Consider the following 24,638-nt stretch of genomic DNA (forward strand, 5'->3'; position numbering starts at 1 on the left):
ATGCGGGCCTGGCGCCCTCTGGGCGGGGTTTTGGTTATTCAATGTCGCCCCTCGGGTGGCCCTTGCCGGAGAAAAGCATGTCTTGGACCGACGAGCGTGTCGAAACGCTCAAGAAAATGTGGAACGAAGGCCTGTCCGCCAGCCAGATCGCCAAGGAACTGGGCGGCGTCACCCGCAATGCCGTGATCGGCAAAGTGCACCGTCTGGGCCTGTCGAACCGCACCGCGGGCGAGGGAACCACTGCAGTCCCCCCAGCCCCGGGGGTTCGGCGCGGAGCCGCCCCCGCCCCAGCGCACCCCCCCCCCCCCCCCCCCGCCGCAGCGCCTCAGGTCCCGCCCCCGCGGCCCCCGCCGGTCTTGTTCGCCCCCGCACCCGTGGGGATGGATGACGATCTGTCCGATATCGACGAAGTCGATGCCGAAGATGATCAGGAGGATATCTCCGAAGGGCGATGACGATAATGATGCCGATGACCTGGACGAGATCCCCGGCGCCGCGATCCGCCGCGCCATCGTCCCCGCCGGCCAGCCGCTGCCGCCGCAGCCCTCGGCCAATGAGATCAGCGCCGAGGCTCTGGCCAAAGTCAGCGAAGTCGAAAAGGTCGCGCGCAAGCTAACCTTGATGGAGCTGACCGAAAAGACCTGTAAATGGCCGGTGGGCGATCCCTCGACCCCGCATTTCTGGTTCTGCGGCCTGCCGGTGCAATCGGGTAAACCCTATTGCGAGGCCCATGTCGGCGTCGCCTTCCAACCGATGAACACCCGCCGCGACCGCCGCCGGTGATATTTTAAAAGGGGCCGCAAGGCCCCTTTTTCATGGATAGATGACAGACGGCAGCTTTCAAAGCGGCCTGCGCCGAAGATACGAATGGAAAGCAGGCCGCCCGATGCAGGCATTTGGCTGTCAGCTCGGGAGAAAGAGGCTGAGGTCCGCTTTGCGGGACGCAAGCGGTCGCTCAGCATTTCTCACGAAAATTCACCCTTAATCCCAAAGGAAAACATCCGGCCACCAAAGTATACCCAAAGAAGCCAGTAAAGACTTTTCAGCGGAGCATTTGGCACCACGCCTTAAATGAATTGGATACGCTCTTTTGTCACGCGAGAGGAAAAAGGGGACGTCTGCTAGTCGAGCCCCAGCATACGGCTCTGATCATTAGCCATCGCGATGATTTCTGTTTGCATCGTTACACAATGATCAAGCGAGTCCCACCCACCAGTTTCCCAGATAGGTTCACACCGTCTGATCGTTTCTGGATCCACTTGTAGGGTTCCCGACGTTTGAGACGTCGATGAGCAGCCAGCCAAGGCAATCAAAATGAGGCAAACGCGCAATTTCATAGTTGGGCCTTCCTATTTGGCTAATTACACAGAATCGTTGGTAGACAGCAGGTCTGTTTGAGCAGTCCCACATCACAACGATCTCGAAACCATAGGTTATATCGCTAGACGCCGATACCGTGCTTTAACCCATACATCGACATTTAAAATGCTGTGCTATCAAGAGTGACAGAGGTCCGCATACAGCCCTTAATGCCACCAGCCAAATCGGACACCCTGGCTGCGACGGGCTGCCCCTTTATAAGGGCGACCCGTCTTTTAGCGCTGATGCTTACTCAGCGCCCTCTTCCCACGACAGCACATAAAGATCGCGATAGCCGACATAAGCCGCGTCGATCGCTGCGCGCACTTCGGGGGCGGTTTGGAAAATCTCGATAAAGCGCAGCAGCTCGGCATCCGCGCTGTTTTCCGCGCGCGCGACGAAATGGATCGCGAATTGATCCTCGTCCGGGGCCGACAGGATCAGCGGCTGGTTCGCCTTATCGGCAAGGCCCGCATTCACCAGCAGCGAGGGATAGGCCTGCACCACATCCAGATCATCCATCGACCGGATCAATTGCGGGCCGTCCACCTCGACAAAACGCAGGGCGCGCGGGTTTTCCACCACATCATCGGGCGTCACATCATAGGTGTCTTTCGACAGCGTGATCAGCCCCGCCTCGGCCAGCAGGCGCAGGCCGCGCCCTTGGTTCGTGGGGTCGCTTGCAAGGCCAACCTGCGCGCCCTCGGGGATCGCGTCGATACTGTCGAAACGGTTGGAATAAAGGCCAAGCCGCGACAGCACGCCGATATCCACCACCTGCAGATCAAAGCCCGTTGCGGCATTCACATCCTGCAAGAACGGCACGTGCTGAAAGTAATTCGCATCAAGGTCCCCCGCCGACAGCGCCACATTGGGGGTCGTCCAATCCAGGAACTCGACCACCTCGACCGCGAGACCCTCGGCGCGGGCGACCTCGGCGGCGGCCTCAATGGAATCGGCGATCATGCCGGGAATGACGCCGATGGTCAGCGCCTGTGCGGGCATCGCCGCCAGCCCCATGGCGCCGATCAATGCGACGGATAACAGTTTTTCTTTTGCGCGGATAATGGGCATTTGACCTGCTCGCTGCCTGAAAATTGTCAGGGCGCACCCTACACACTGGCGTTACAAATGAAAGCGCCGCCTGCGCGCTGCGCCAAATTATTTTCAAAACCATGGAACCAAACCGCGTCGGCAGGACGTTGCCCATGGCATAAACCCTTTATTTTACTGGGGTTTAAATCCGAAACGCCCCGCCCTACCTATGATTCATAACAGACCAAATCTTGCCACATCCTAAAAGGAGAACGACATGAACTGGGATATCGTAAAAGGTAAATGGGCACAGCTGACCGGCGATGTGAAAGCCAAATGGGGCGAGCTGACCGATGACGATCTGACGCAGATCGACGGCGAGCGCGAAAAGCTGGCCGGCAAGATCCAAGAGCGTTATGGCCTCGCCAAAGACGAGGTCGAGCGCGAGATCGACGACTACTTCAAGAACAAGTAACCGTCACATCAGCAAGGAGAATCCCGATGAAGGGCATTATTGCTTGGTTTCTGGGTGTGCCGATCTTTGTGATCGTAATCTTCTATGTGATCGGCATTTTCTAACTCTGTTCTCTCCCCCTGACACAGAGCTGCCCCCGAAGGTCTCCCTCCGCCTTCGGGGGTTTTTGCATGGAAATTGGTCGTATTCACGACATGGCTTGCTGCAAATTACGCGCTCCAGTAGCAAATGCGACGCCCGCCTCCCGTGACGCCAGAACCCGTTCCAGCCAGATGCGCCAAAGTCCGAGAACAGCGATGAAATCCCGGCTGACGCACAGCGCGGCAATTTCAGTGCCGAAATGATGGGCGAGATGAACGCCGATTACCTGATGTTCGACCATATGGAGGATCGCGGCCAGACGGCGCAGACCTCGCATGACGCATTGGAAACCGTCGCCCCCGGTGCCCATGGCTTTCTGACTGCAACCCGCAATGACCGCCTTGTCTCGCTGTCACGGCTCCATGTGCAATCGCCCAGCTTTGCCGGGCTGAACTCTTTCCCTGATACGTTCGAAGCCGTCAACTGATCCCTTCGGGCGACGCGTAACATTTTGACCGTCGCCCGAAATTTCATGTAAGCTCGCTGCAATTCCGGGGCTTTCCTGAACGGGGCGACAATGACCGATACGATCCTGACCGCTGATACCCGCCTTGAACACGACCTGCTGGGTGATCGCGCGGTGCCGCAATCTGCCTATTGGGGCATCCACACCCTGCGCGCGGTCGAGAATTTCCCGATCACCGGCCAGCGTCTGTCCGAGACCCCCGACCTGATCGTCGCCCTGGCCATGATCAAACAGGCCGCGGCCGAGGCGAACGCCACCCTCGGCCTTTTGTCGCCCGAGATCGCCGATGCCATCATCGCCGCCTGTCTGGAAATTCGCGATGGCAAACTGCACGATCAGTTCGTCGTCGACCTGATCCAGGGCGGTGCAGGCACCTCGACCAATATGAACGCGAATGAGGTCATCGCGAACCGCGCGCTGGAACTGCTGGGCCATAGGCGCGGCGATTACGCGCGGCTGCATCCGAATGAACATGTGAACCTGGGCCAATCCACCAATGACGTCTATCCGACCGCGCTGAAACTGGCAGCCTGGACGGGGATCGGGCGGCTGGTGCAGGCGATGGACGGGCTGCGTCTGGCCTTTGCCGACAAATCCGCCGAGTTTTCCGACGTGCTGAAAATGGGCCGCACCCAGTTGCAAGACGCGGTGCCGATGACCCTTGGCCAAGAATTCGGCACCTACGCCCTGATGCTGGCCGAGGATCAGTCCCGCCTGCACGAGGCCTCGGACCTGATCCGCGAGATCAACCTTGGTGCCACCGCCATCGGCACCGGCATCACCGCCCACCCCGATTACGCCGCCCTTGTGCGCGAGCGTCTGTCCCTGATCTCGGGCGAGGATCTGATCACCGCCCCCGATCTGGTCGAGGCGACGCAGGACTGCGGCGCTTTCGTGCAACTGTCGGGCGTGCTCAAACGCGTGGCGGTCAAGCTGTCGAAAACCTGCAACGATCTGCGGCTGCTGTCCTCTGGCCCCCGCGCCGGTCTGAACGAGATCAACCTGCCCGCCCGTCAGGCCGGATCGTCCATCATGCCCGGCAAGGTGAATCCTGTGATTCCCGAGGTGGTGAACCAGATCGCCTTCGAGGTGATCGGCAATGACATGACCATCACCATGGCCGCCGAGGCCGGCCAATTGCAGCTGAACGCGTTCGAGCCGATCATCTTTTACTCGCTGCACCGCAGCCTGTCGCATCTGACCGCCGGGTGCCAGACGCTTGAGGCGCATTGCATTCGCGGCATCACCGCCAACCGCGACCAGCTACGCATGACGGTGGAAAACTCGATCGGCATCGTCACCGCGCTGAACCCCTATATCGGCTATCGCAACGCCACCGAGGTCGCGCTAGAGGCGCACCGATCTGGCCGCGGCGTCGCGGAAATCGTGCTGGAGCGGCAGTTACTCACGCGCGAACAGCTTGACCGCCTGCTGCGCCCCGAAAACCTGACGCGCCCGCAACCGCTGCTGTCTAAACTGTAACCGCCCATGACCGATGTGACGACGCGCAGCTATCAGCCTGCCGATCATGACGCCTGCCTTGCGCTGTTCGATGGCAATGTGCCGCATTTCTTTGACCCGTCCGAGCGCGCGGATTATGTCGCTTTCCTCGCGGATCAGGTGCTGCGCCGCCCCTATATTGTGCTGGAACAGGCAGGGCGCATCATCGCCTGCGGCGGGCTGCAAGTGCTGGCCGACCAGCGCGCGTCCTTTTTGTCATGGGGCATGGTCGCGCGCGATCTGCAGGGCCAAGGCATCGGCCGTCATCTGACAATGGCCCGCATCGCCCTCGCCCGCGCGACAGAGGGTGTCGATAAGATCACCCTCAACACCAGCCAACATACCCAAGGCTTCTACGCCCGCTTTGGCTTTACCCCCGTGAAAGTGACGCTGGACGGCTATGGTCCGGGCCTCGATCGGTGGGACATGGTGCTGGACCTGCGCCTTGGCGCTGCGAAAAACACATCTGGGCCCAGCTGATCCCCATTTCATCCGCACCGATATCGGCCTATGCAAAGCATGTCGCATCAAATCGCGGCGCTCGGCACGGTCCCCATGGCACTTCTCCACTCTGCAACCGCACGCGTTGTGGCCGCTTTGTCGGTCACGCAATTCATTGGCTGGGGGTCGATGTTTTGGCTGCCTGCCGTGATCGGCCCTGCGATGGCGGCGGATCTACAGATGCCGCTGCCGATGATCATGGCCGGGCCGACGGTGATGCTGGTGCTGATGGCCGTGACCTCTTGGCCGCTCGCGCCGATATTTGAACGGCGCGGCGCGCGCAGCGTCATGATCCCCGGCGCGCTTTTGGCGGTCGCGGGGTTGGTCACACTGGCCTTTGCGCAAGGACCGCTTAGCTTTCTGGCGGCGTGGATTCTGATCGGCCTCGCGGGCGCGGGGATGCTGACCACGCCTGCCCAGATCGCCGTGACCGAGGTTGCGGGCGATAAAGCCCGCCAAGCGCTGGGGATTCTGATCCTTACCGGAGGCCTCACGCCCACCATCGTCTGGCCACTGACGGGCCTTTTGCAAGGGATCTGGGGCTGGCGCGGCGCGGTGCTGGTTTTCGCTGCACTGGTGCTGCTTGTCTGCGTGCCGCTGCATATCTATGCCCTTGCGCGCAAGCCGCGCGCCAGCAAGACCGTGCAGGCAGACACCGCGCCCAGCCGTATCGACCCGCTGCGTTTGATCCTGCTGTCCAGCAGCTTTGCCGCGAACGGCTTTGTGACCTGGGGCTTTGCGCTGACCATCATCATCCTGTTCGAAGCGGGCGGCCTGACCCCGGCCGAGGCGATGCTCGCCGCCGCCGTGATCGGCATCGCCCAATGGGGCGGGCGCGTGCTGGATTTCTTTGCCGGACGCTATATTCCGCCGCTGATCATGGGCCTGACCGGTGCCGCGCTGTTTCCGCTGAGCTTCTTTTTCCTGATCGCGAACGCTGGCTTTTCAGCGACGATGGGTTTTGCCGTGCTCTACGGCGTGGCGGGCGGGATCACCGCCGTCGCGCGCGCCACGCTGCCGCTGGATGTGTTCCCGGCCGGCGCTTATGCGCGCGCCTCGGCACAAATGGCGGTGCCGCTGAACCTCGCCTTTGCCTCGGCGCCGCCCATCGTCGCGGCCATTCTGACAGCCGCTGGCCCGCAGGCCGCGCTGTGGCTAGCACTGGTGATCTCGGTCTTCGCCTTTTGCGCGCTGTTGGGCCTATGGCACCTGCGCCGCAAAGACCGCGCGCTGGCCAATATCGTGTAAAGCCTTGTAGCCGCTGCGGGACTCGAACCCGCACGTGGATGACCACGACGCATTTTAAGTGCGTTCCGTCTACCGGTTCCGGCAAGCGGCCACGCCCCTCTTCTAGCTTGCCGATCTGGCTAAGCCAATGCCCCGCGCCACAAAACGCGACGTGAAACAGATGCGGTCCGATTTTTCGCATTATTTCTGCGGCTAAGCTTCGGTATCGGCGACCGCGCATCGTCTTATAGATAGGGCCACCCGTCAGCGGGCGCAGCTCTGCCTTTTTCCACCTTTAGCTGCTTCGGACCCCCATGCTGCAATCACTCGCCCAGACGACCCGCCATTTTGCCTTGCTGATTGCCGTCATGATGGTCGCACCCGCTGCCGCGCAAGAGACCGCGCCCGCCCGGATCGAACCTGCCCAGATCGAACCTGCGCAAATCGAACCGGCACTGGACGCAACACGCGCGCCCGAACCCGCCGCATCCATCGCCCATGACCTGTCGCCCGTCGGCATGTTCATGGCCGCCGATTGGGTCGTCAAAGGCGTCATGATCGGCCTGGCGCTGGCGACGGTCACCGTGCTGGTGCTGTGGCTTGGCAAAACGCTAGAGCTGTGGGGCGCCCGCCGCCGCGCCCGCAACGGGCTCAAGCTGCTGGCTGCCTCCACACGTCTGGAAGATGCGATCATCGCCTTTCAGGGCGAGCGCGGTGCCATTGCCCTGATGGTGCGCGCCGCCGAGGATGAGGCGCGCCTGTCGCTGGGGGCGCTGGATTACGCGGGCAGCGACGGCATGAAAGACCGTATCGCATCGCGCCTGCAACGCCTGTCGGCGGGCGCGGGTCGTCGTTTGCAGCGCGGCACGGGTATTCTGGCCACCGTCGGGGCCGTTGCGCCCTTTGTCGGCCTTTTCGGCACCGTCTGGGGCATTATGAACAGCTTTGTCAGCATTGCCGAGACGCAGACCACCAACCTTGCCGTCGTTGCCCCCGGCATTGCCGAGGCGCTTCTGGCCACCGCCATCGGCCTGGTCGCCGCCATCCCCGCCGTGGTCATCTATAACGGCTTTGCCCGCGCTGTGACCGGCTATCGCCAGATCCTGACCGATGCCGGCGCCACGATTGAACGCCTTGTCAGCCGCGATCTGGACTGGCGCAAAGTGCCCGCCGCGCCGGAGGCAGAATAATGGCGGGCGGTATCCGCGAACACAGCGGCGATGACGAGGATATGGACGTCTCGCACGAGATCAACGTCACCCCCTTTATCGACGTGATGCTGGTGCTGCTGATCATCTTTATGGTCGCAGCGCCCCTGTCCACCGTCGATGTGAATGTCGATCTGCCCACCGCCAATGCCCCGCCCAGCGCGCGTGAGGATCAGCCGATCTTTGTATCCTTGCGCAGCGATCTGACGCTGGCCATCGGCAATGACGACCTGCCGCGCGAGACTTTGGGCACCGCACTGGATACCGCAACAGGCAGCCAACGCGACCGCCGCATCTTTTTGCGCGCCGATCAAAGCGTGCCTTACGGTGACCTGATGGCGGTGATGAACCTGATGCGCAGCGCCGGATATGTGCAGATCGCGCTGGTCGCGCAAGAAGGCGCAATGGCGCAAAGCGCCCCCCCCAGCCCATGACACAGCCGCCCCTGAACCTGTCGCGCCGCGCGGTCCTTGACAGCGCCCAAGGCCCGCTGCTGCTGCGGCCCGCGGCCAATATCATCAGCTTTGCCCGCCGGTCGGGCGAATTGATCGGGCCGCAGCACCTGCGCACATCCCTTTGGGCCGAGGGCCTGCGCTGGGGCGTCTCGACCCTTGCGATCTGTGCGCTGATCGGTGGCGCGGTCTTTGCCGCCACCCGCGCGCCGCGCACGCCCGACGGGCCCGCCGCGCCGCCGCCCGCCATCATGATGGAATTCGCGCCCGAGATCGCCGCCCCCGAGGTCGAGGCCCCCGGCACCGATCTGGCCCCCGAGACCCCCGATCAGGCCCCGCAGCAGGAAATCGACGCGCCCGTCCCGGACGAGCCGATCCCGGATGAAATCCGCGAGGTGCCGCCCGAAATCCTGCCCGAGGCCCCGCCCGAGGATCTACCCCTCGAGCCGCCGCCCGAAGTGCCGCCCGAGCCGCTGGACGAGGAGCCGCCCGAGGAACTTCCCCCCGCCGCACCCCCCCCCGACCCCGATCCGATCGAGGTTGAAGAATTGCCCGAGGTCGAAACCCCCGCGCTGGCCCTCAGCCCGCCGTCGCGGCCGCAAAACCTGCGCACCGCGCCGCCCCCGCCGCCACCTCAGCAGCGGGCGATGGCCTCGACCCAATCCGCACCGCGCGAGGTCGAGGCGCCCCGCGCCAACACGGCAACCGCGACGCAGAACGTGACCAGCCAGCAGGTGCCCAATATCTCGCCCCAGCAATGGCAGGATCGCGTGAACACCCATGTGAACCGCTTTATCACCTATCCCGCCGAGGCGCGCGCCGCCCGCCAGCAAGGCACGCCGCTGATCCGCATCACGCTGGATGATGCGGGCAATGTGATCTCCGCCAGTCTTGCGCGCAGCTCGGGCTATACGTTGCTGGATCAGGCGGCGGTGGCGATGGCCTATCGCGCCTCGCCGCTGCCGGTGCCGCCCGCAAGTGTGCCCCAGCGCAGCATCGTGATCCCCGCCGAATATATCCTGCGCTGATCCTAGGGCCGCCAAAACAACCAGGGCGCCGCATCACTGCGGCGCCCTTTGCTATGTCATCCCTGCCGCTGTCGCGCGGCAGGGTATGCCCGCTTAAAAGCGATAGGTGAATCCGATGCGGAAGCTGTCATTGGTCATATCGCTGATGCCTGTGCGCCCGTTCACATTGGTATAGGTGCCCTCGACCGGCACATATTCATAGATCGGATTCTCGAAATATTGCGGCACGCAATAGTCTGGAAGAATGGCGCAAAGTTCGGGATAGGCCGGGATCTCGACCGTCTCGGTTCCCACCTGCACCGGCATCGTGTAATCCAGCGAGGTGCCCTCGCGCGCCTCGGTGAACTGCACCTCGGTCTTGCGGAAGAAGGTGCGGTTGAACTGCCCCCAGATCGACCAATTATCGTTCAGCGCATATTCCGCGCCAAAGCCGATATTGATCCCATTGCGCGAGACGTCGATCTCCTCCAGCCCGGCAAAGGTGGTGCCATTGCCATTGGGCATATAGCGCGAGGCGTAATCAGCCGTATAGCTGTCACGGAACCACGTCTCTTCCTGACGTGCGACACCGGCCAGACCATACATGTTGAAATCATTGCTGAACGCATAACCCGCACGCAGATTCAGCGCCGCATTCCAGTCGATCTGCTGGTGATAGCCGGCCGCCAAGTTGGCTGTGCCCGCCAGCGTGCCTTCGTTCGACAGGATTTCGATATCGGCGCGTTGATCGGGACGGCTGAACTCGCCTTGCACGCCCAGGATTAGGCCATTGGCGAATTGCCAGTTATACCCGACCTGACCGCCCACCAGCGCGCCGTTGAAATCGGCGACAAAGCCTTCATTCGCAGTGATGCTATTCGTGCTGCCATCCAGCGCGGTAAAGCTTGTGTCGTTTTCGGTGCTGTTAAAGCCGGTGAACAGACCCGCATGCCAGCCCGCCCAATCGCGGCCATTGCTGCGGTCACTGACATGACCCGACAGCAGCGCCGGCAGATCGCTGCCCGCCCCAAAGCTGTTAGTCAGCCCAAAGTAAAAGCTGCGCCCCGGCCCCGGCGTGGTGATCAGGCCCAGCGGATCAATATAATATTGATCGGTGGCATTCTCGACCCGGAAGGACAGGGTCACATCGCTGTTCAGACGGTATTCGGCGAACAGATCAACCAGCGTATAGGGTTCCCAATTCACCAGCGAGATGAACTGCGACATGCCCTGCGCAGTGACCTGACCGTGGTCAATCGCCCGCGGCCCGACGCGCGAGACGCGCCCGCCCAGTGTCAGACGCTCGTCCATCAGCTGCTGGCTGAGGGTCAGATCCAGCGTATATTCCGGCGGCACATGGTTCGTCGCAAAGTCCGAATACAGCGTCGCGCTATCACACACGCCCGCCGTCAGACAAAAGCCCATATCGAGGAAATAGCTGGCCGCGAAATCAGCGGTAAAGCCGCCGTTTTGATAGCGCGCCGACAGCTCTAGCCCCTCGAATGTGGCGCTGTCAAAGTTCAGGATCTGCATCCCCTGATAGGTCGAGCCATTGGGCTGCAGATGATAGCTATACTGGCGGCCGATGTAATCTTCGACATTCCAGTTGAAATAGCTCAGCTTCACCATCGCGCTGTCGCTGTCGGTAAACAGCCCGTCGCGAATATGGTTCACGCCCACTTCCCAGTTATTCGCCCGCTCGGGCTCGACGCCAATCGGTGCCAGCGTGAACGAGCTGACCATCGCGCTTTCATAAAGGCTGGCATAGCGCAGAGTGCTGGACCAGTTGGCATAAAGCTGCGTTTCGCCCGGCAGATCGAATGTGACGCCGACGCTGGGGCTGAAACCGCCGCCACTGACAAAGGGATCGCGGTCGAAATAGGCGGTGGTTTGCGTCTCGTAATCGCCGCCGTCATGCAGATCGGCATGGGTATAGCGCAAGCCCCCATTCACCGTCAGCCAATCCAGCGGCTTCCACGCGGCGCGGATATAGGCGGAGGCCTCCTCGCGCTCGCCCTCAAGCCGGGCATAGCTGTTCAGGATCGGCCCATAAAGGGACGGGTCAACATCCTCGCTGATATACGAGAGGCCATAGGACAGCGTCAAATCCTGACCGTTCTGGAAACGGAACTGGCTTTCGTTGCTGATATCGCCGCCATATTTCGTCACATCCCAACCGATGCGATAGCGCTGCTGCAACTCGCCAATCACGCCCGACGGCACAAGGCTGCGGCTGACCTGCCGCTGGGCAAGGCGTGTCAGCCAGAAATTCGCGCGCAGGTCGATCATGTCGTTGTCTGCCGGATTCCAGCGATAGCGCGCCGTCACCCCATGCACATCCGTGCCGGTGGTGCGGGTCGATTGCACATCCTGCACGCGGTCGCCGTTCAGACGCGAGGCCAGACGGTCACCCGCCTCAGAGAAATAGCCGTTATACCCCAGTTGCAGCGTCGCATCCGCGCCAAAGCGGCGGGTGCCGTTGATCAGGATCGAATGGGTCTCCAGCTCGCTGTTCAGCACTTCCTCGCCAAGGCGATAGTTGGTGCTGCCGAGGTTGTCGATATAGGGGTCCCAGACTTGGCAATAGCCATAGGCGTTACAGCTTTCGACCCGGCCAATATCGACCGGCTCAGCCCCCTGCCCGCCGTTTTCACCAGCAAAGTAATTGCCCTGACGGCGATAGGCATAGCCTAGCAGCAGGTCGAAATCACCGTCGCGCACGGCGGTCATAAAGCTCAGCGAGCCTTGCGTCGGACGCAGCGCGGCGGGTCGATCCAGCCCCTGCGCGGATGGCACGGCCACCGGCGTCGAATAAAGGCCGGGCCAGGCATAACCCGCTACCGCGCCGTCCTCGGGGCTGGCGGTATTGGTGCCCAGCTCGATCCGCAGGCGGTGGCCGACGGATGCGCCTTCGGCCAGAATATCGTCGGCGCGCAGCGTTCGCATCGCGACCGTGCCCGCAATCCCGCGCGAGGCCACGTCCGAGCCTTTGGTGATATCAATGCCGCCGATGAAATCGGGATCGACATAGCTGCGGTTCGCCGAACCCTGATAACCTTGGTAAACCGAAATACTGTTTTCAGCGCCGTCGATGGTGGTGGCGACACGGCCAAAGCCCTGCATCCCGCGTACGTTCACATCCATGCCCGCGCCGCCATTCCTCGCATCGCCCGACATGACCCCGGCCGTGCCGCGGAAGATGTCCGATACCGCGCTGCCCCGGAAATTCTGGATGTTTTCCTGTGCGATATGGCTGGTCGCGCCCGCCGTGGCATAGGGCGCTGCGGCGCCCGTCACGGTGCTAACCGCGCGCACCGCGCCGATCATCAGCTCGTCAGGGCCCAGATCCAGCACGACCGTATCGCGCAGGATCACGATCGCCCCGGCGCTGCTATAGCGCCACGTGAGGCCCGTGCCCGCCAGCAATTGCGCCAGCGCCCCATCCACCGCGCGCGGCCCTTGCAGCCCAAGGCTGGAAAGCCCCGCCGTCAGCTCGCTATCAAACAGGATTTGCACACCGGCTTGCAGCGAGAAATCGGTCAGCGCCACCTGCAGCGGCCCCGGCGCGACGGTGTAATCCACCATCTGCTGCGCATGGGCCGCAGGCGCAAACGCCGCCCCTACCATCATTGCCATCGATAGGCGCAGGGCCGTCTGCCGCAGCAAGACCTGCCATCTTCTTGAACTATGTCGCATCATTCACTGTCCCAAAGGCGCATTTTCGCGCGCTCAGTGGGTTAACGATGCGGCACCCGGCCTCCCGCAGACAGCGCGGCAATTTTTTGACGGATTGGATCAGGTAATGACCGCCATGCGGCCCAAATGCATCACTTCCAGATCCAGCGCCATTTCGATCTGCGCCAGCACGTCATCGGGACTGGCCAAATGGAACACGCCTGACACCAGACGCCCCGCCATCGCAGGGTTCATAATCACCACGCGCCCCGCGCGGTGTCGGTTCAGATCGGCGATCACATCGGCCAATTGCCTGTCCTGAAAGACCAAAAGCCCGTCGCGCCAACTGGCCATCAGATGCGCCGGCACATCAGCCACCGCGACGCTGCCATCACTGCCGCGCAGCAGGCGCTGCCCCGCGTGCAGTGCTTGCCCCCCAAGGTCCAGCGCACCAGACAGGCATTCGACGCAATCGCTGCGCGGCCCCAGCGTCACGGCGACCTCGCTGCCCGGCTGGATATTGGCCTGCCAGCCATCGGTGCGCAGAGCAAAGGGGCTTGCCTCTTGCGCGGCCACCTGCACCACGCTGGCCCCCGCCATCAGGCGCAGGCCGCGACGGCCGGCGGCCATCTGGGGCGTCATCCGCGTGCCGCCATCCAGCGCGACATGGCTGCCATCGGCGAGCGTCACCATCTCGCGCCCGCCCGTGGCCACGACAAAGGCCGCGCCATCATGCAGCAGCGCCGCCGTCGCCACGCCCACACCGCCCAGTGACAGCGCCGCAATCACACCCCCCGTCAGCACACCCCGCCGCGACATCTGCGGCGCAGGCACCGGCGCCACCTGATCCAGCGCTGGCCCAAGGGTCCGCCACGCGCGCGTTGCAGCGACAAACGCCGCCTCATGCGCCGCACTTTGGGCGCGCCAGTCGTGCAGGCGGCGCGCATCATCCGCCGTCGCGTGCCCCGATGCGATCAGGGCCACCCATGCCCCCGCCTGCTCGGGGCCGCCGCATTCACTCGTCTTTGGCCTGGCCATCGCTGGGCCCTCCCCTTTGGGCTGCTAACCGCGCCGCCCCGGCAAAACGCCAAGGCCGCCACCCACATCCTGCATCCGGCTGAGACATTCCTCGAGCGCCATTTTCACCTCATATTCAACAGTGCGTGTCGACACACCATGCCGTTTCGCAATACTGGCATAGGGTTCGCGCCGCAGCCGCGCGGCGATCAAAATATCGCGGCGACGGGGGGTCAGATCGCGCAGGATCCGCACGAAATGCTGCAATTCCGATTTCGCGATGGCGCTTTGTTCGGGGCCGGGGCTAGCGCTGGGCACATCCAGCAGCGCATCCACCTCGTCATGGCGCAGACGGCGCGACTGCGCACGGCCATGATCAATCGCCAGATTGCGCACGACACGCAGCATATAGGGCACGGGCGCGGCCAGCACGGCAGGCGCATGGCGCACCACGCGCAGCCAGGCATCTTGCACGATATCCTCGCCCTCGGACGCCTCGCCGGTGCGGCCACGCGCATAGCGCAGCAACATCGGGCGCGCGCGCAAAAAGCTTTGCGCCAAGTCAGTCTCGTCGGAATTCATCGCCCTTCGCCCCAGCAGTCACGTGAAAATGACGGCTGGCTGGAGTGACCCGGGCTGGCCTGATCGGGAATGCAACAAACCGACCATTAACCTTTGGCTAACGCTCGCCCCTTGGGGTGTCAAGCAGGCGCGCCCGCGATCCCCTCGTCCTTGACCGCCTGCATCGCCACATAGGTCGAGGTGGACGCCACATGCGGCAGGGTCGAAATCGCCTCGGCCAGCACGCGGCGGTATTCGCGCATATCATGCGTGCGCACTTTCAGCAGGTAATCGAAACTACCCGCGATCAGATGGCATTCCTCGATCTCGGGCACTTTGGCGACGGTGGCGTTGAACCGCGCCAAAGCCGCCTCACGCGTATCGGTCAGCTTCACCTCGACAAAGGCGACGTGATCAAGGCCCAGCCGCACCGGATCAATCAGCGCGCGATAGCCGCGAATGACGCCGCTTTCCTCCAACCGTTTCACCCGCGCCTGAGTCGGCGTTTTCGACAGCCCGATCCGGTCCGCCAGCGCGGTCAGCGGGATGCGCCCGTCTACCGCAAGGGCATCAAGTATCTTTCGGTCATATCCGTCCAGATCGACAGTCTCTATCGTCACGATTTTTCGCTTTCTTTGGTCAATCCACGCTATCATATCGCAATAGACAGGCAAATCGACTTTTCAGGATCGGATAATAAAGACCGTCAACTTATTCCCGAGATCGCCATGCAATCGCAATTCCCCGCCCTGCGCGCCGCCATCGACGCCGCCAATCTGACCGACGAGGCTGTGGCCATCACCGCGCTGGTCGCCGCCGCCGATCTGACGCCCGAGGGCCGCGCCCAGATCAGCGCCGATGCGGCAGATCTGGTCCGCCAGATCCGCGCGCAAAAGAACCCCGGCCTGATGGAGACGATCATGGCCGAATACGGCCTGGGGTCTGACGAGGGTCTGGCGCTGATGAGCATGGCCGAGGCGCTTTTGCGCATTCCCGATGCCGCCACCGCCGATGCGCTGATCGCAGATAAGATCGCCCCCGCCAATTGGGGCAGCCATGCGGGCAAATCGCCCTCGCTGCTGGTGAACAGCGCGACGCTGGGCCTGATGCTGACCGGCACCGTGCTGAACGACACCGACAAAGGCGCGATCCGCGGTGCGATCCGCCGCCTCGGCGCGCCCGTGATCCGCGCCGCCACCGGCGTTGCCATGCGCGAGATGGGCAAGCAATTCGTGCTGGGCGAGACCATCGACCAAGGATTAAAGAACGCCGAAGCCTTTGAAAAGCTGGGCTTTACCAATAGCTATGACATGCTGGGCGAGGCCGCGCGCACAGCCGCCGATGCCGATAAATACTTCCGCGAATACGAGGCTGGCATTGCCGCCATCGCGACGCGCTGCACCCATGGCTCGATCAAGACAAACCCCGGCATTTCGATCAAACTCTCGGCCCTGCATCCGCGTTACGAGGTTGCCCAGCGTGACCGCGTGATGGCGGAACTGGCCCCCCGCGTGCTGGAACTGTGCCGTCAGGCCAAAGCCGCCAATATGGGCCTGAACATCGACGCCGAAGAGGCCGACCGCCTGCAACTGTCGCTGGACATCATCGAATGGGTGATCGCGCAGCCAGAGCTGGCCGGATGGGACGGCTTTGGCATTGTCGTGCAGGCTTACGGCAAACGCTGCGGCGCGACGATTGATTTCCTCTATGCGCTGGCCAAGGCCTATGATCGCAAGATCATGATCCGCCTTGTCAAAGGCGCCTATTGGGACGCCGAGATCAAGCGCACACAGGTCGAGGGTCTGGCCGATTTCCCGGTCTTTACCCGCAAGCATCACACCGACATTTCCTATATCGCCAACACCCGCAAACTGTTCGCCATGGTGGATCACGTCTATCCGCAATTCGCGGGCCATAACGCGCATACGGTCAGCGCGGTGCTGTTCCTTGCCCGCGCGGCGGGCCTTGCCGTGACCGACTGGGAATTCCAGCGTCTGCACGGCATGGGCGAGCAATTGCACAAGCTGCTGCGCAGCACGCATGGCACCTCTTGCCGCACCTATGCGCCGGTTGGCAAACATGTCGATTTGCTGGCCTATCTGGTGCGCCGCCTGCTGGAAAACGGCGCCAATTCCAGCTTTGTGAACCAGATCATGGACGAGGCGATCAGCCCCGAGGCCGTCGCCACCGACCCCTTTGGCCTGCATCAACCGGGCCTTGCCCTGCCCGCGGGCCCTGCCCTGTTTGGCGCAGGCCGCGTGAACTCCACCGGGTTCGATCTGACCGATATCCCGACGCTGCAAGCGGTCGAGGCTGCCCGCGCCCCCTTTGCGACCCATCACTGGCAAGCCGCGCCGCGCCTTGCCACCGGCGCGGGCACGGGCGTCATCGCCCCCGTCCTCAGCCCCGCGACGCTGGAACAGGTCGGCACCGTCACCAGCGCCGATGCCGCCACCTGCAGCGCTGCCTTTGACCTTGCGCAGAACTGGGACGCACCGGTTGCAACCCGTGCCGCCGTGCTGCGCCGCGCCGCCGATCTTTACGAGGAAAACTTCGGCGAATTCTTTGCGCTGCTCGCGCGCGAAGCAGGCAAGACCCTGCCCGATGCGGTGGCTGAACTGCGCGAGGCCGTCGACTTCCTGCGCTATTACGCGACCGAGGCGGAGGCGGCAGGCACCCGCGCCGCCCGTGGCACCTGGGTCTGCATCAGCCCGTGGAACTTCCCGCTGGCGATTTTCAGTGGCCAAGTCGCCGCCGCGCTGGCCGCAGGCAATGCCGTCATCGCCAAGCCCGCACCGCAAACGCCGTTGATCGCAGACAAAGCCGTCGCCCTGTTGCTGCAAGCCGGCGTTCCCGCCCACGCGCTGCAACTGATGCCGGGCGGCGCGGAAACCGGTGCGGCGCTGACCGCCTCGCCGCGCCTTGCGGGCGTTGCCTTTACCGGCTCGACCGCGACGGCGCAGGCGATCCGCAAGGCGATGGCCGAGAACGCGGCCCCCGGCACGCCGCTGATCGCGGAAACCGGCGGCATCAATGCGATGATTGTCGACAGCACCGCTTTGCCCGAGGCCGCCGTGCGCGACATTATCAACGGCGCCTTCCGCTCGGCCGGGCAGCGCTGCTCGGCGCTACGCGTGCTTTACGTGCAAGAGGATATCGCCGATCGCGTCACCGACATGATCCGCGGCGCAATGGATCTGCTGTCGCTGGATGACCCGTGGGATCTGGACAGCGACGTTGGCCCGTTGATCGACGGTATGTCGCGCGACAAGATCGCGGCGCATGTCGACACCGCCCGCGCTACCGGCACCCTGCTGCACCAGGGCGCAGCCCCCGCTGGCGGCCATTTCCTTGCCCCCGCAATGATCAAGGTGCCGGGCATCACGGCGATCGAGCGCGAGGTCTTTGGCCCCGTGCTGCATATCGCCACCTTTGCCGCCAAGGATCTGGACCAGGTCGTCGATGATATCAACGCCTCGGGCTATGGGCTGACATTCGGCCTGCACACCCGCCTGCAATCGCGCGTCGCCGACCTGTCGCACCGCATTCATGCGGGCAATATCTATGTGAACCGCAACCAGATCGGCGCGGTGGTCGGCAGCCAACCCTTTGGCGGCGAGGGCCTGTCTGGCACTGGCCCCAAGGCGGGCGGCCCGAACTATCTGCCCCGCTTTGCCGCGCCTGAAACCCGCGCAACCCGCGCCGGTTTCATGCCCGGCCCGACCGGCGAGACGAACGAGCTGATCCTGTCGCCGCGCGGCAAGATCCTCTGTGCTGGTCCAACGCCCGAGGATGTTGCCGCACAGACCGCCGCTGTCCGCGCGCTTGGCGGCGTGGCGATGACCGGCGCTGCCGATTACACCAGCGCCGACATCGCCGCTGTGCTGTGGTGGGGGGATGAGACGCGCGCGCGCGAGATCGAACGCGCCCTTGCCCAGCGCAAAGGGGCCATCGTGCCGCTGATCACCAGCCAGCCCGATATCGCCCATATCATGCACGAGCGGCACATCTGCATCGACACCACCGCCGCAGGCGGCAACGCCGCCCTGTTGGCCGAGGTCGGCAAGGCCGCCTAAAACAAAAGCCCCGCCAGAGCGATCTGGCGGGGCTTTTTAATGCGGTGGGAACCCAAAGACTTATTCGGTCGGGATCGCAGCCTCGGGGCGCGCGCGCACGAGTTTCGCGAATTTGTCAAAGATCTCGCCATTCGCGGCAACGATATCGCCATGCACCAGCGGATCGTGGTCATCGCGGATCGGGCCGACGAAACCGCCCGCCTCTTGCACGATGATCATACCGGCGGCGATATCCCAGATCTTCACCTCGCGCTCCCAATAACCCTCGAAACGGCCAGCGGCGACATAGGCCAGATCCAGCGCTGCCGCGCCCATGCGGCGCACGCCGGCACAGGTCGGCATGATACGCGCCAGATCCTGCAACGTGGCGGGCAAGGTGCGCTGCGTCGCAAACGGGATACCCGTCGCAAACACCGATTCCAGCAGCTTCGTGCGCGAGGAGACGCGCAAACGCTGCTCGTTCATCCAGGCGCCTGCGCCCTTTTCAGCGTAAAAGCACTCGTCCTTGACCGGATCGTAAACGACACCGGCGACGATCTGGCCCTTGTGTTCCAGCGCGATCGACACCGCCCAATGCGGCAGGCCGTGCAGGAAGTTCGTGGTGCCATCCAGCGGATCGACAACCCAGCGACGGGTCGGATCTTCGCCTTCGATCATGCCGGTTTCCTCGCCGAGGAAGCCATAGCTGGGACGGGCTTCCATCAGCCCGTTGCGAATGGTTTCTTCGGCGCGACGATCAGCGCGGCTGACAAAGTCGCCGGGGCCTTTCATCGAAGCCTGCAGATTTTCGACTTCGCCGAAATCCTTGATCAGCGCGCGTCCAGCCGAGCGCGCAACTTTGATCATAACGTTCAGATTAGCGCTGCCGATAGCCATCACGCACTCCAGAGTAATAAGTCTTTAGGGGTCAGGCCGGTGCTATAGGCGCTTGCCCCCTGTGGAGCAAGGGCAATTCGCCCTTTTTCAAAAGCCGTTTGCCTGCCCGTTTTGCAACATCACCGCCTGCGCCTGCGCCAGACGCACCAGATCCTGCACGAAAGGCCGCTCGGCATCGCCCTCGCGCACGGCGGCGTAAAGACTGCGGGATATGCCGCCCTCGGTCAGCGGGCGCATGACGTAATCCGCCTTATAGCGCTGCTGGTGCACCACCCAGTCCGGCAGCACCGCCACCCCGCGATTGGACGCAACCAGCAGCAGGATCATCGCCGTCAGCTCCACCTGCCGGATCATCGCAGGCTCGACCTTGGCGGGGGTCAGCAGTTGCGAGAACACATCCAGACGCGCGCGCTCGACCGGATAGGTGATCAGCACCTGATCGCGGAAATCCTCGGCGGTGACATAGGGCTTGGCCGCCAGCGGGCTTTGGCAACTGGCGACAAAGGTGGGCGCATAATCGAACAGCGGCAAGAATGTGACGTCATCGCTGGCCTCGGGGTCGGATGAGATCACCACATCCACCTCTTCGCGCCGCAGCGCAGGCAGCGCGCCAAAGGCAAGGCCGGGACGGATATCCACATCGACATCGGGCCATAGCTTGCGGAACTGCTCCATCACCGGAAACAGCCACTCAAAACAGGCATGACACTCGATCGCGATATGCAGCCGCCCTGCACTGCCCCCGGCCAGGCTTTTGAACTCGGCCTCCAGCGCGGCGATCTGCGGCAGGATGCTTTCGGCAGCCACCAGCAACCGCTTGCCCGCCGCCGACAGCTTCAGCGGCTTGGATCTGCGCACGAATAGCTCGACCCCGGCCTGATCCTCGATATTCTTCACCTGATGCGACAGCGCACTTTGCGTCATGTTCAAAAGGTCAGCCGCCTTCGCCAGACCGCCCGCATCATGGATGGCCTTGATCGTGCGCAAATGGCGGAATTCGATATGCATATGAGGAATGACTCATGATATTATTGAATATTATGAATTTGTCTCACATTTGCGGCTGTGGCACAAGTGAGCGTCATTTTCGGGAATCATCATGTCCGCGCCCATCATCTCGTTTGAATTCTTCCCGCCCCGCAATCTCGAGGCGGCGTTTCGTCTGTGGGATACGGTCAAGGCGCTGGCACCGCTGCGCCCCGCATTCGTCTCGGTCACTTACGGCGCGGGCGGCACCACCCGGCAGTTGACGCAAGAGGCGGTCGTGGCGATCCACAAGGCCACGGGCCTCAATGTCGCCGCCCATCTGACCTGTGTGAACGCAACGCGCGACGAGACGCTGGCCATCGCCGATGATTATGCGGCTGCGGGCGTCACCCAGATTGTCGCCCTGCGCGGCGATCCCCCCAAGGGCGCGGGCAAATTTACCCCGCAGCCCGATGGGTTCCAAAATTCGGTCGAGCTGATCGCCGCCCTTGCCGCCACCGGCAAATTCAAGCTGCGCGTCGGTGCCTATCCCGAACGCCACCCCGATGCCGCCAATACCGCGCAGGATGTCGAATGGCTGAAACGCAAATTCGACGCAGGTGCGGATTCGGCGCTGACGCAATTTTTCTTTGATACCGAGGCGTATTTCCGCTTTCTGGATCTTTGCGAAAAGGCAGGCATCACCGGCAAGATCATCCCCGGCATTTTACCCGTGGAAAACTGGACGGGTGCCCGCCGCTTTGCCGAAAGCTGCGGCGCGCATATCCCGCCCGCCGTCATCGCAGCGTTCGAGGCAGCACCCAATGACGCCACCGCCGTCGCCATCGACCTTGCCACCCAAATGTCGCAGCAGTTGATGCAGGCGGGCGCGGACCATCTGCATTACTACACGCTGAACAAGCCAGACCTGTCGCTGGCCATCGCCGCGAACCTTGGCATCAGGCCGTAAAGTAAAAAGCCGCCGGATCACTCCGGCGGCTTTTTCATTCAGCCGATCTCGGCCAAGCGGTCATAGGCGGCGCGCATCTGCGCCTCTTCCGCCTCGCGCAGGGACAGGTTCTCGCGCACTTCCTCGACAACCTCCTCGGGGGCGGAAGCCACGAAGTTCGGGTTGTTCAGGCGACCGCGCAAACCGCCGAGTTCCTTGGCCAGCTTGTCCAGCGCCTTGCCGATGCGCGCCTTTTCGGCGGCAACGTCGATAATGTCGGCCAAAGGCAGCGCAAATGTCGCGCCAGCGGTCGGCACGGTGATCGCGCCTTTGGGCACCTCGGCCGCCTCGGTCAGGCTGTCGATCCGCGCCAGACGCTTGATCAGCACCTCGTTGCGGCCCCAAGCGCCGCGCGCGACCTCGTCCGCCTCCAGCTGCAGCACCGGCACTTGCAGACCCGCAGGCACGTTCATCTGCGCCCGCACCGAACGCACGCCCTCGATCACCGAGATGACCCAGGACATTTCCGCATCCGCGCCTGCATCCACCAGATCGGCGGCGGCATAGGTCGGCCAATCCGACAGCGCCAGCAGGCGGTCACGCTGACCGGTGGTCTGCCACAGCTCTTCGGTGACGAACGGCATGATCGGATGCAGCAGCACCAGACATTGATCCAGCACCCAGGCCATCGTGGCGCGCGTCTCGTCCCGCGCCGCGATATCCTCGCCCGACAGCAGCGGCTTGGAAAACTCGACATACCAGTCGCAGACCTTGCCCCAGACAAAGGCATAAAGCGCATTCGCGGCCACATCGAAACGATAGCTGTCCAGCGCCGCATCGACCTCTTCGCGCACGCGGGCGGTCTCGCCGATGATCCAGCGGTTCACGGTCTGGCTGGCCCTGGGCGCTTGGCCATCGGCCGGGCGCGCGGCGAACACATCGTTCATCTCGGCAAAGCGGTGGGCGTTCCACAGCTTGGTGCCGAAATTGCGATAGCCCGCGATACGCTGCGTCGACAGTTTCAGATCGCGGCCCATTGCCGCCATCGCCGTCAGCGTGAACCGCACCGCATCCGCGCCATATTCGTCGATCAGCACCAGCGGGTCGAGGACATTGCCCAGCGACTTGGACATCTTCTTGCCCTTTTCATCCCGCACCAGCGCATGGACATAGACCGTCTTGAACGGCACATCATCCACCACCGCAAGCTGCATCATCATCATCCGGGCGACCCAGAAAAAGATGATGTCAAAGCCGGTGACCAGCACATTGGTCGGGAAGTATTTCGCAAGCTCGGGCGTCTGCTCGGGCCAGCCCAGCGTGCCGATGGGCCACAGGCCCGACGAGAACCAGGTATCCAGCACATCCGCATCGCGCCAGACCGGATAGACCAGCACAGTCGGGTCCTGCGTCAGATTATATTGCGCAAGGCCTGCCGCCAGCGCCTCGATCGCGGCAGCGCGGTCCGCCACCTCGACGATACGGGCATGCGACAGCGGCATCGGCGTATCGGCGATCTCGTCGCGGAAATTCTCGACCACGCCGCTGAAATCGGCGGCGCAATGATAGACCGCGCCCGCATGGACCAAACGGTCCGAGGACAGAAGGCGCATGATCTCGACCTCGTCCAGCGCGCCGTCATTCTCGTCATCGCGATAGTTCGAGGCGCCCAGATCCAGACCATACCAAACCGGAATCTGGTGGCCCCACCACAGCTGGCGGCTGATGCACCATGGCTCGATATTCTCCAGCCAGTGGAAATAGACCTTGGCGTCGCGCTCGGGCAGGATTTGCGTATCGCCGTTCCTGACCGCATCAATCGCGGGGCCGACGATCTTGCTGGTGTCGACGAACCATTGGTCGGTCAGCATCGGCTCGATCACGACTTTCGACCGATCGCCAAAGGGCTGCATGATCGGCTTGCTGTCGACCACCGCCTCGCGGCTCAGATCCTCGGCCCCGGTTTCCTTGTCGATGGTCTTGACCAGACGCGTCACGGCAAGGCCCAGCGCGCCGATATCGGCGATGATCGCCTTGCGCGCCTCAAACCGATCCATGCCGCGATATTTCTCGGGCACCAGGTTCAGGCTGTCGATTTCTTCCTCGTTCGTCGCCGCGCCCGCCGCGATCTCGGCGGCGCGGGCGGCGGCCTCGGCATAGGGCAGGCCGTCAGCGCGCAGCGCGGCCTTGGTGTCCATCAGACGATACAGCGGCAGATTATGACGTTTGGCGACCTGATAGTCGTTGAAATCATGCGCGCCGGTGATCTTCACCGCGCCCGAGCCAAAGGTCGGATCGGGATATTCATCGGCAATGATCGGGATCAGACGACCGGTCAGCGGCAGCTCGATCATCTTGCCGATAATGGCCGCATAGCGCGCATCGCTTGGATGCACCGCAACCGCGCCATCGCCCAGCATGGTTTCAGGACGCGTGGTGGCAATGGAAATCCAGTCCCGCATCTCGCGGAAGGTCACAGTGCCGTCTTCGTCCTTTTCGACATATTCATAGCTCTCGCCGCCGGCGAGCTTGTATTTGAAATGCCACATATGGCCCGCAACCTCGACATTCTCGACCTCGAGGTCAGAGATCGCCGTCTCGAAATGCGGGTCCCAGTTCACCAGACGTTTGCCGCGATAGATCAGCCCCTTGGCATACATCTCGACAAAGACTTTGATGACGGCCTTTTGGAAATGCTCGTCCATGGTAAAGGCATTGCGATCCCAGTCGCAGCTGGCGCCAAGGCGCTTCAGCTGCTGGATGATCGTGCCGCCGGACTGCTCTTTCCACTCCCAGACCTTATCTAGAAAAGCCTCGCGGCCCATCTCGCGGCGACCGGGCAGACCGGCTTTGGCCAGCTCGCGCTCGACCACCATCTGCGTGGCGATACCGGCGTGATCCTGACCGGGCTGCCACAGCGTGTCAAAGCCGCGCATCCGGTGCCAGCGCGTCAGGATATCCTGCAGCGTGTTGTTAAAGGCATGGCCCATATGCAGGCTGCCGGTGACATTGGGCGGCGGAATGACGATGGAAAACGTCTCGGGGCGGCTCGCATTCGCGCCCGCACGGAAAGCGCCCGCGCTTTCCCATGTCTGATAAAGGCGCGCCTCGGCACTGGCGGCGTCAAAAGTCTTTTCCATCGGCATT

Annotated in this window: 18 protein-coding genes, 1 tRNA gene and 1 pseudogene; 11 read left to right on the forward strand and 9 right to left on the reverse strand. The window is 63.0% G+C overall.

Features of this window, described 5'->3' with window-relative positions; translation table 11 throughout:
- Positions 1-77: 77 nt before the first annotated feature.
- Positions 78-783 (forward strand): annotated as a pseudogene (locus tag KVU_RS09135) (GcrA family cell cycle regulator).
- An 825-nt stretch (positions 784-1,608) separates the two neighbouring features.
- Here the strand turns inward: KVU_RS09135 and KVU_RS09140 are convergent.
- Positions 1,609-2,433 (reverse strand): MetQ/NlpA family ABC transporter substrate-binding protein, encoded by an 825-nt coding sequence (locus KVU_RS09140; RefSeq protein WP_013384940.1) that lies wholly within the window; start codon positions 2,431-2,433, stop codon positions 1,609-1,611.
- Between the two features lie 238 nt (positions 2,434-2,671).
- On the opposite strand from KVU_RS09140, the gene KVU_RS09145 reads away from it, so the two are divergent.
- From KVU_RS09145 to KVU_RS09165, 5 genes are all read left to right on the forward strand, one after another.
- The gene (locus tag KVU_RS09145) at positions 2,672-2,869 is read left to right on the forward strand and encodes a CsbD family protein (protein WP_013384941.1); all 198 of its coding nucleotides are present in this window, start codon (positions 2,672-2,674) and stop codon (positions 2,867-2,869) included.
- A 352-nt stretch (positions 2,870-3,221) separates the two neighbouring features.
- Positions 3,222-3,437: a hypothetical protein gene (locus KVU_RS09150; protein ID WP_236953088.1), complete on the forward strand. Its 216-nt coding sequence runs from the start codon at positions 3,222-3,224 to the stop codon at positions 3,435-3,437.
- A 90-nt stretch (positions 3,438-3,527) separates the two neighbouring features.
- Positions 3,528-4,958 carry an aspartate ammonia-lyase gene (gene aspA, locus KVU_RS09155; protein WP_013384943.1) on the forward strand — a complete coding sequence of 477 codons (1,431 nt, stop codon included), beginning with the start codon at positions 3,528-3,530 and terminating at the stop codon, positions 4,956-4,958.
- A gap of 6 nt (positions 4,959-4,964) precedes the next feature.
- A complete protein-coding gene (locus KVU_RS09160; protein WP_013384944.1) occupies positions 4,965-5,456 on the forward strand; it encodes a GNAT family N-acetyltransferase in 492 nt (163 codons plus the stop codon).
- Between the two features lie 75 nt (positions 5,457-5,531).
- Complete coding sequence (locus KVU_RS09165; RefSeq protein ID WP_197504068.1) at positions 5,532-6,725, forward strand: MFS transporter; 1,194 nt, start codon at positions 5,532-5,534, stop codon at positions 6,723-6,725.
- A gap of 7 nt (positions 6,726-6,732) precedes the next feature.
- Here the strand turns inward: KVU_RS09165 and KVU_RS09170 are convergent.
- Positions 6,733-6,816, reverse strand: a tRNA-Leu gene (locus KVU_RS09170).
- Between the two features lie 202 nt (positions 6,817-7,018).
- Between KVU_RS09170 and exbB the strand changes: the two genes are divergently transcribed.
- Genes exbB through KVU_RS09185 form a run of 3 tightly spaced genes read left to right on the forward strand, consistent with a single transcriptional unit; the run spans position 7,019 to position 9,392 of the window.
- On the forward strand, positions 7,019-7,894 hold the full coding sequence (gene exbB / locus KVU_RS09175) for a tonB-system energizer ExbB (protein WP_013384946.1): 876 nt from the start codon (positions 7,019-7,021) through the stop codon (positions 7,892-7,894).
- Positions 7,894-8,346 carry a TonB system transport protein ExbD gene (gene exbD / locus KVU_RS09180; RefSeq protein ID WP_014537923.1) on the forward strand — a complete coding sequence of 151 codons (453 nt, stop codon included), beginning with the start codon at positions 7,894-7,896 and terminating at the stop codon, positions 8,344-8,346. The genes exbB and exbD overlap by 1 nt, the downstream gene beginning before the upstream one ends.
- On the forward strand, positions 8,343-9,392 hold the full coding sequence (locus KVU_RS09185) for an energy transducer TonB (protein WP_013384948.1): 1,050 nt from the start codon (positions 8,343-8,345) through the stop codon (positions 9,390-9,392). Before exbD ends, KVU_RS09185 begins: the two co-directional genes overlap by 4 nt.
- 93 nt (positions 9,393-9,485) lie before the next feature.
- Here KVU_RS09185 and KVU_RS09190 read toward each other — a convergent pair whose 3' ends face one another.
- The 4 genes from KVU_RS09190 to KVU_RS09205 all read right to left on the reverse strand — a co-directional run bounded on the left by KVU_RS09190 (position 9,486) and on the right by KVU_RS09205 (position 15,244).
- Positions 9,486-13,007, reverse strand: coding sequence for a TonB-dependent receptor domain-containing protein (locus tag KVU_RS09190; protein WP_044008202.1), 3,522 nt, complete (start codon positions 13,005-13,007; stop codon positions 9,486-9,488).
- Positions 13,008-13,166: 159 nt separating this feature from the next.
- A complete protein-coding gene (locus KVU_RS09195) occupies positions 13,167-14,084 on the reverse strand; it encodes a FecR family protein (protein ID WP_014537925.1) in 918 nt (305 codons plus the stop codon).
- A 24-nt stretch (positions 14,085-14,108) separates the two neighbouring features.
- On the reverse strand, positions 14,109-14,645 hold the full coding sequence (locus KVU_RS09200; protein ID WP_013384951.1) for a sigma-70 family RNA polymerase sigma factor: 537 nt from the start codon (positions 14,643-14,645) through the stop codon (positions 14,109-14,111).
- A gap of 119 nt (positions 14,646-14,764) precedes the next feature.
- A complete protein-coding gene (locus tag KVU_RS09205; protein WP_013384952.1) occupies positions 14,765-15,244 on the reverse strand; it encodes an Lrp/AsnC family transcriptional regulator in 480 nt (159 codons plus the stop codon).
- Between the two features lie 108 nt (positions 15,245-15,352).
- Between KVU_RS09205 and putA the strand changes: the two genes are divergently transcribed.
- On the forward strand, positions 15,353-18,700 hold the full coding sequence (gene putA / locus KVU_RS09210; RefSeq protein WP_236953091.1) for a bifunctional proline dehydrogenase/L-glutamate gamma-semialdehyde dehydrogenase PutA: 3,348 nt from the start codon (positions 15,353-15,355) through the stop codon (positions 18,698-18,700).
- A 60-nt stretch (positions 18,701-18,760) separates the two neighbouring features.
- On the opposite strand, the gene KVU_RS09215 is transcribed toward putA, so the two are convergent.
- Positions 18,761-19,576, reverse strand: coding sequence for an inositol monophosphatase family protein (locus KVU_RS09215; protein WP_013384954.1), 816 nt, complete (start codon positions 19,574-19,576; stop codon positions 18,761-18,763).
- Between the two features lie 87 nt (positions 19,577-19,663).
- Entirely contained in the window at positions 19,664-20,584 is a 921-nt protein-coding gene (locus tag KVU_RS09220; RefSeq protein WP_014537927.1) for a LysR family transcriptional regulator, read from the reverse strand.
- A gap of 91 nt (positions 20,585-20,675) precedes the next feature.
- Between KVU_RS09220 and metF the strand changes: the two genes are divergently transcribed.
- Positions 20,676-21,512: a methylenetetrahydrofolate reductase [NAD(P)H] gene (metF, locus tag KVU_RS09225; protein ID WP_014537928.1), complete on the forward strand. Its 837-nt coding sequence runs from the start codon at positions 20,676-20,678 to the stop codon at positions 21,510-21,512.
- Between the two features lie 38 nt (positions 21,513-21,550).
- Here metF and KVU_RS09230 read toward each other — a convergent pair whose 3' ends face one another.
- Positions 21,551-24,637, reverse strand: coding sequence for a valine--tRNA ligase (locus KVU_RS09230; RefSeq protein ID WP_013384955.1), 3,087 nt, complete (start codon positions 24,635-24,637; stop codon positions 21,551-21,553).
- Between the last annotated feature and the right edge of the window lies 1 nt (position 24,638).

It is taken from the genome of Ketogulonicigenium vulgare WSH-001, from assembly GCF_000223375.1.
Taxonomy (GTDB): Bacteria; Pseudomonadota; Alphaproteobacteria; order Rhodobacterales; family Rhodobacteraceae; genus Ketogulonicigenium; species Ketogulonicigenium vulgare.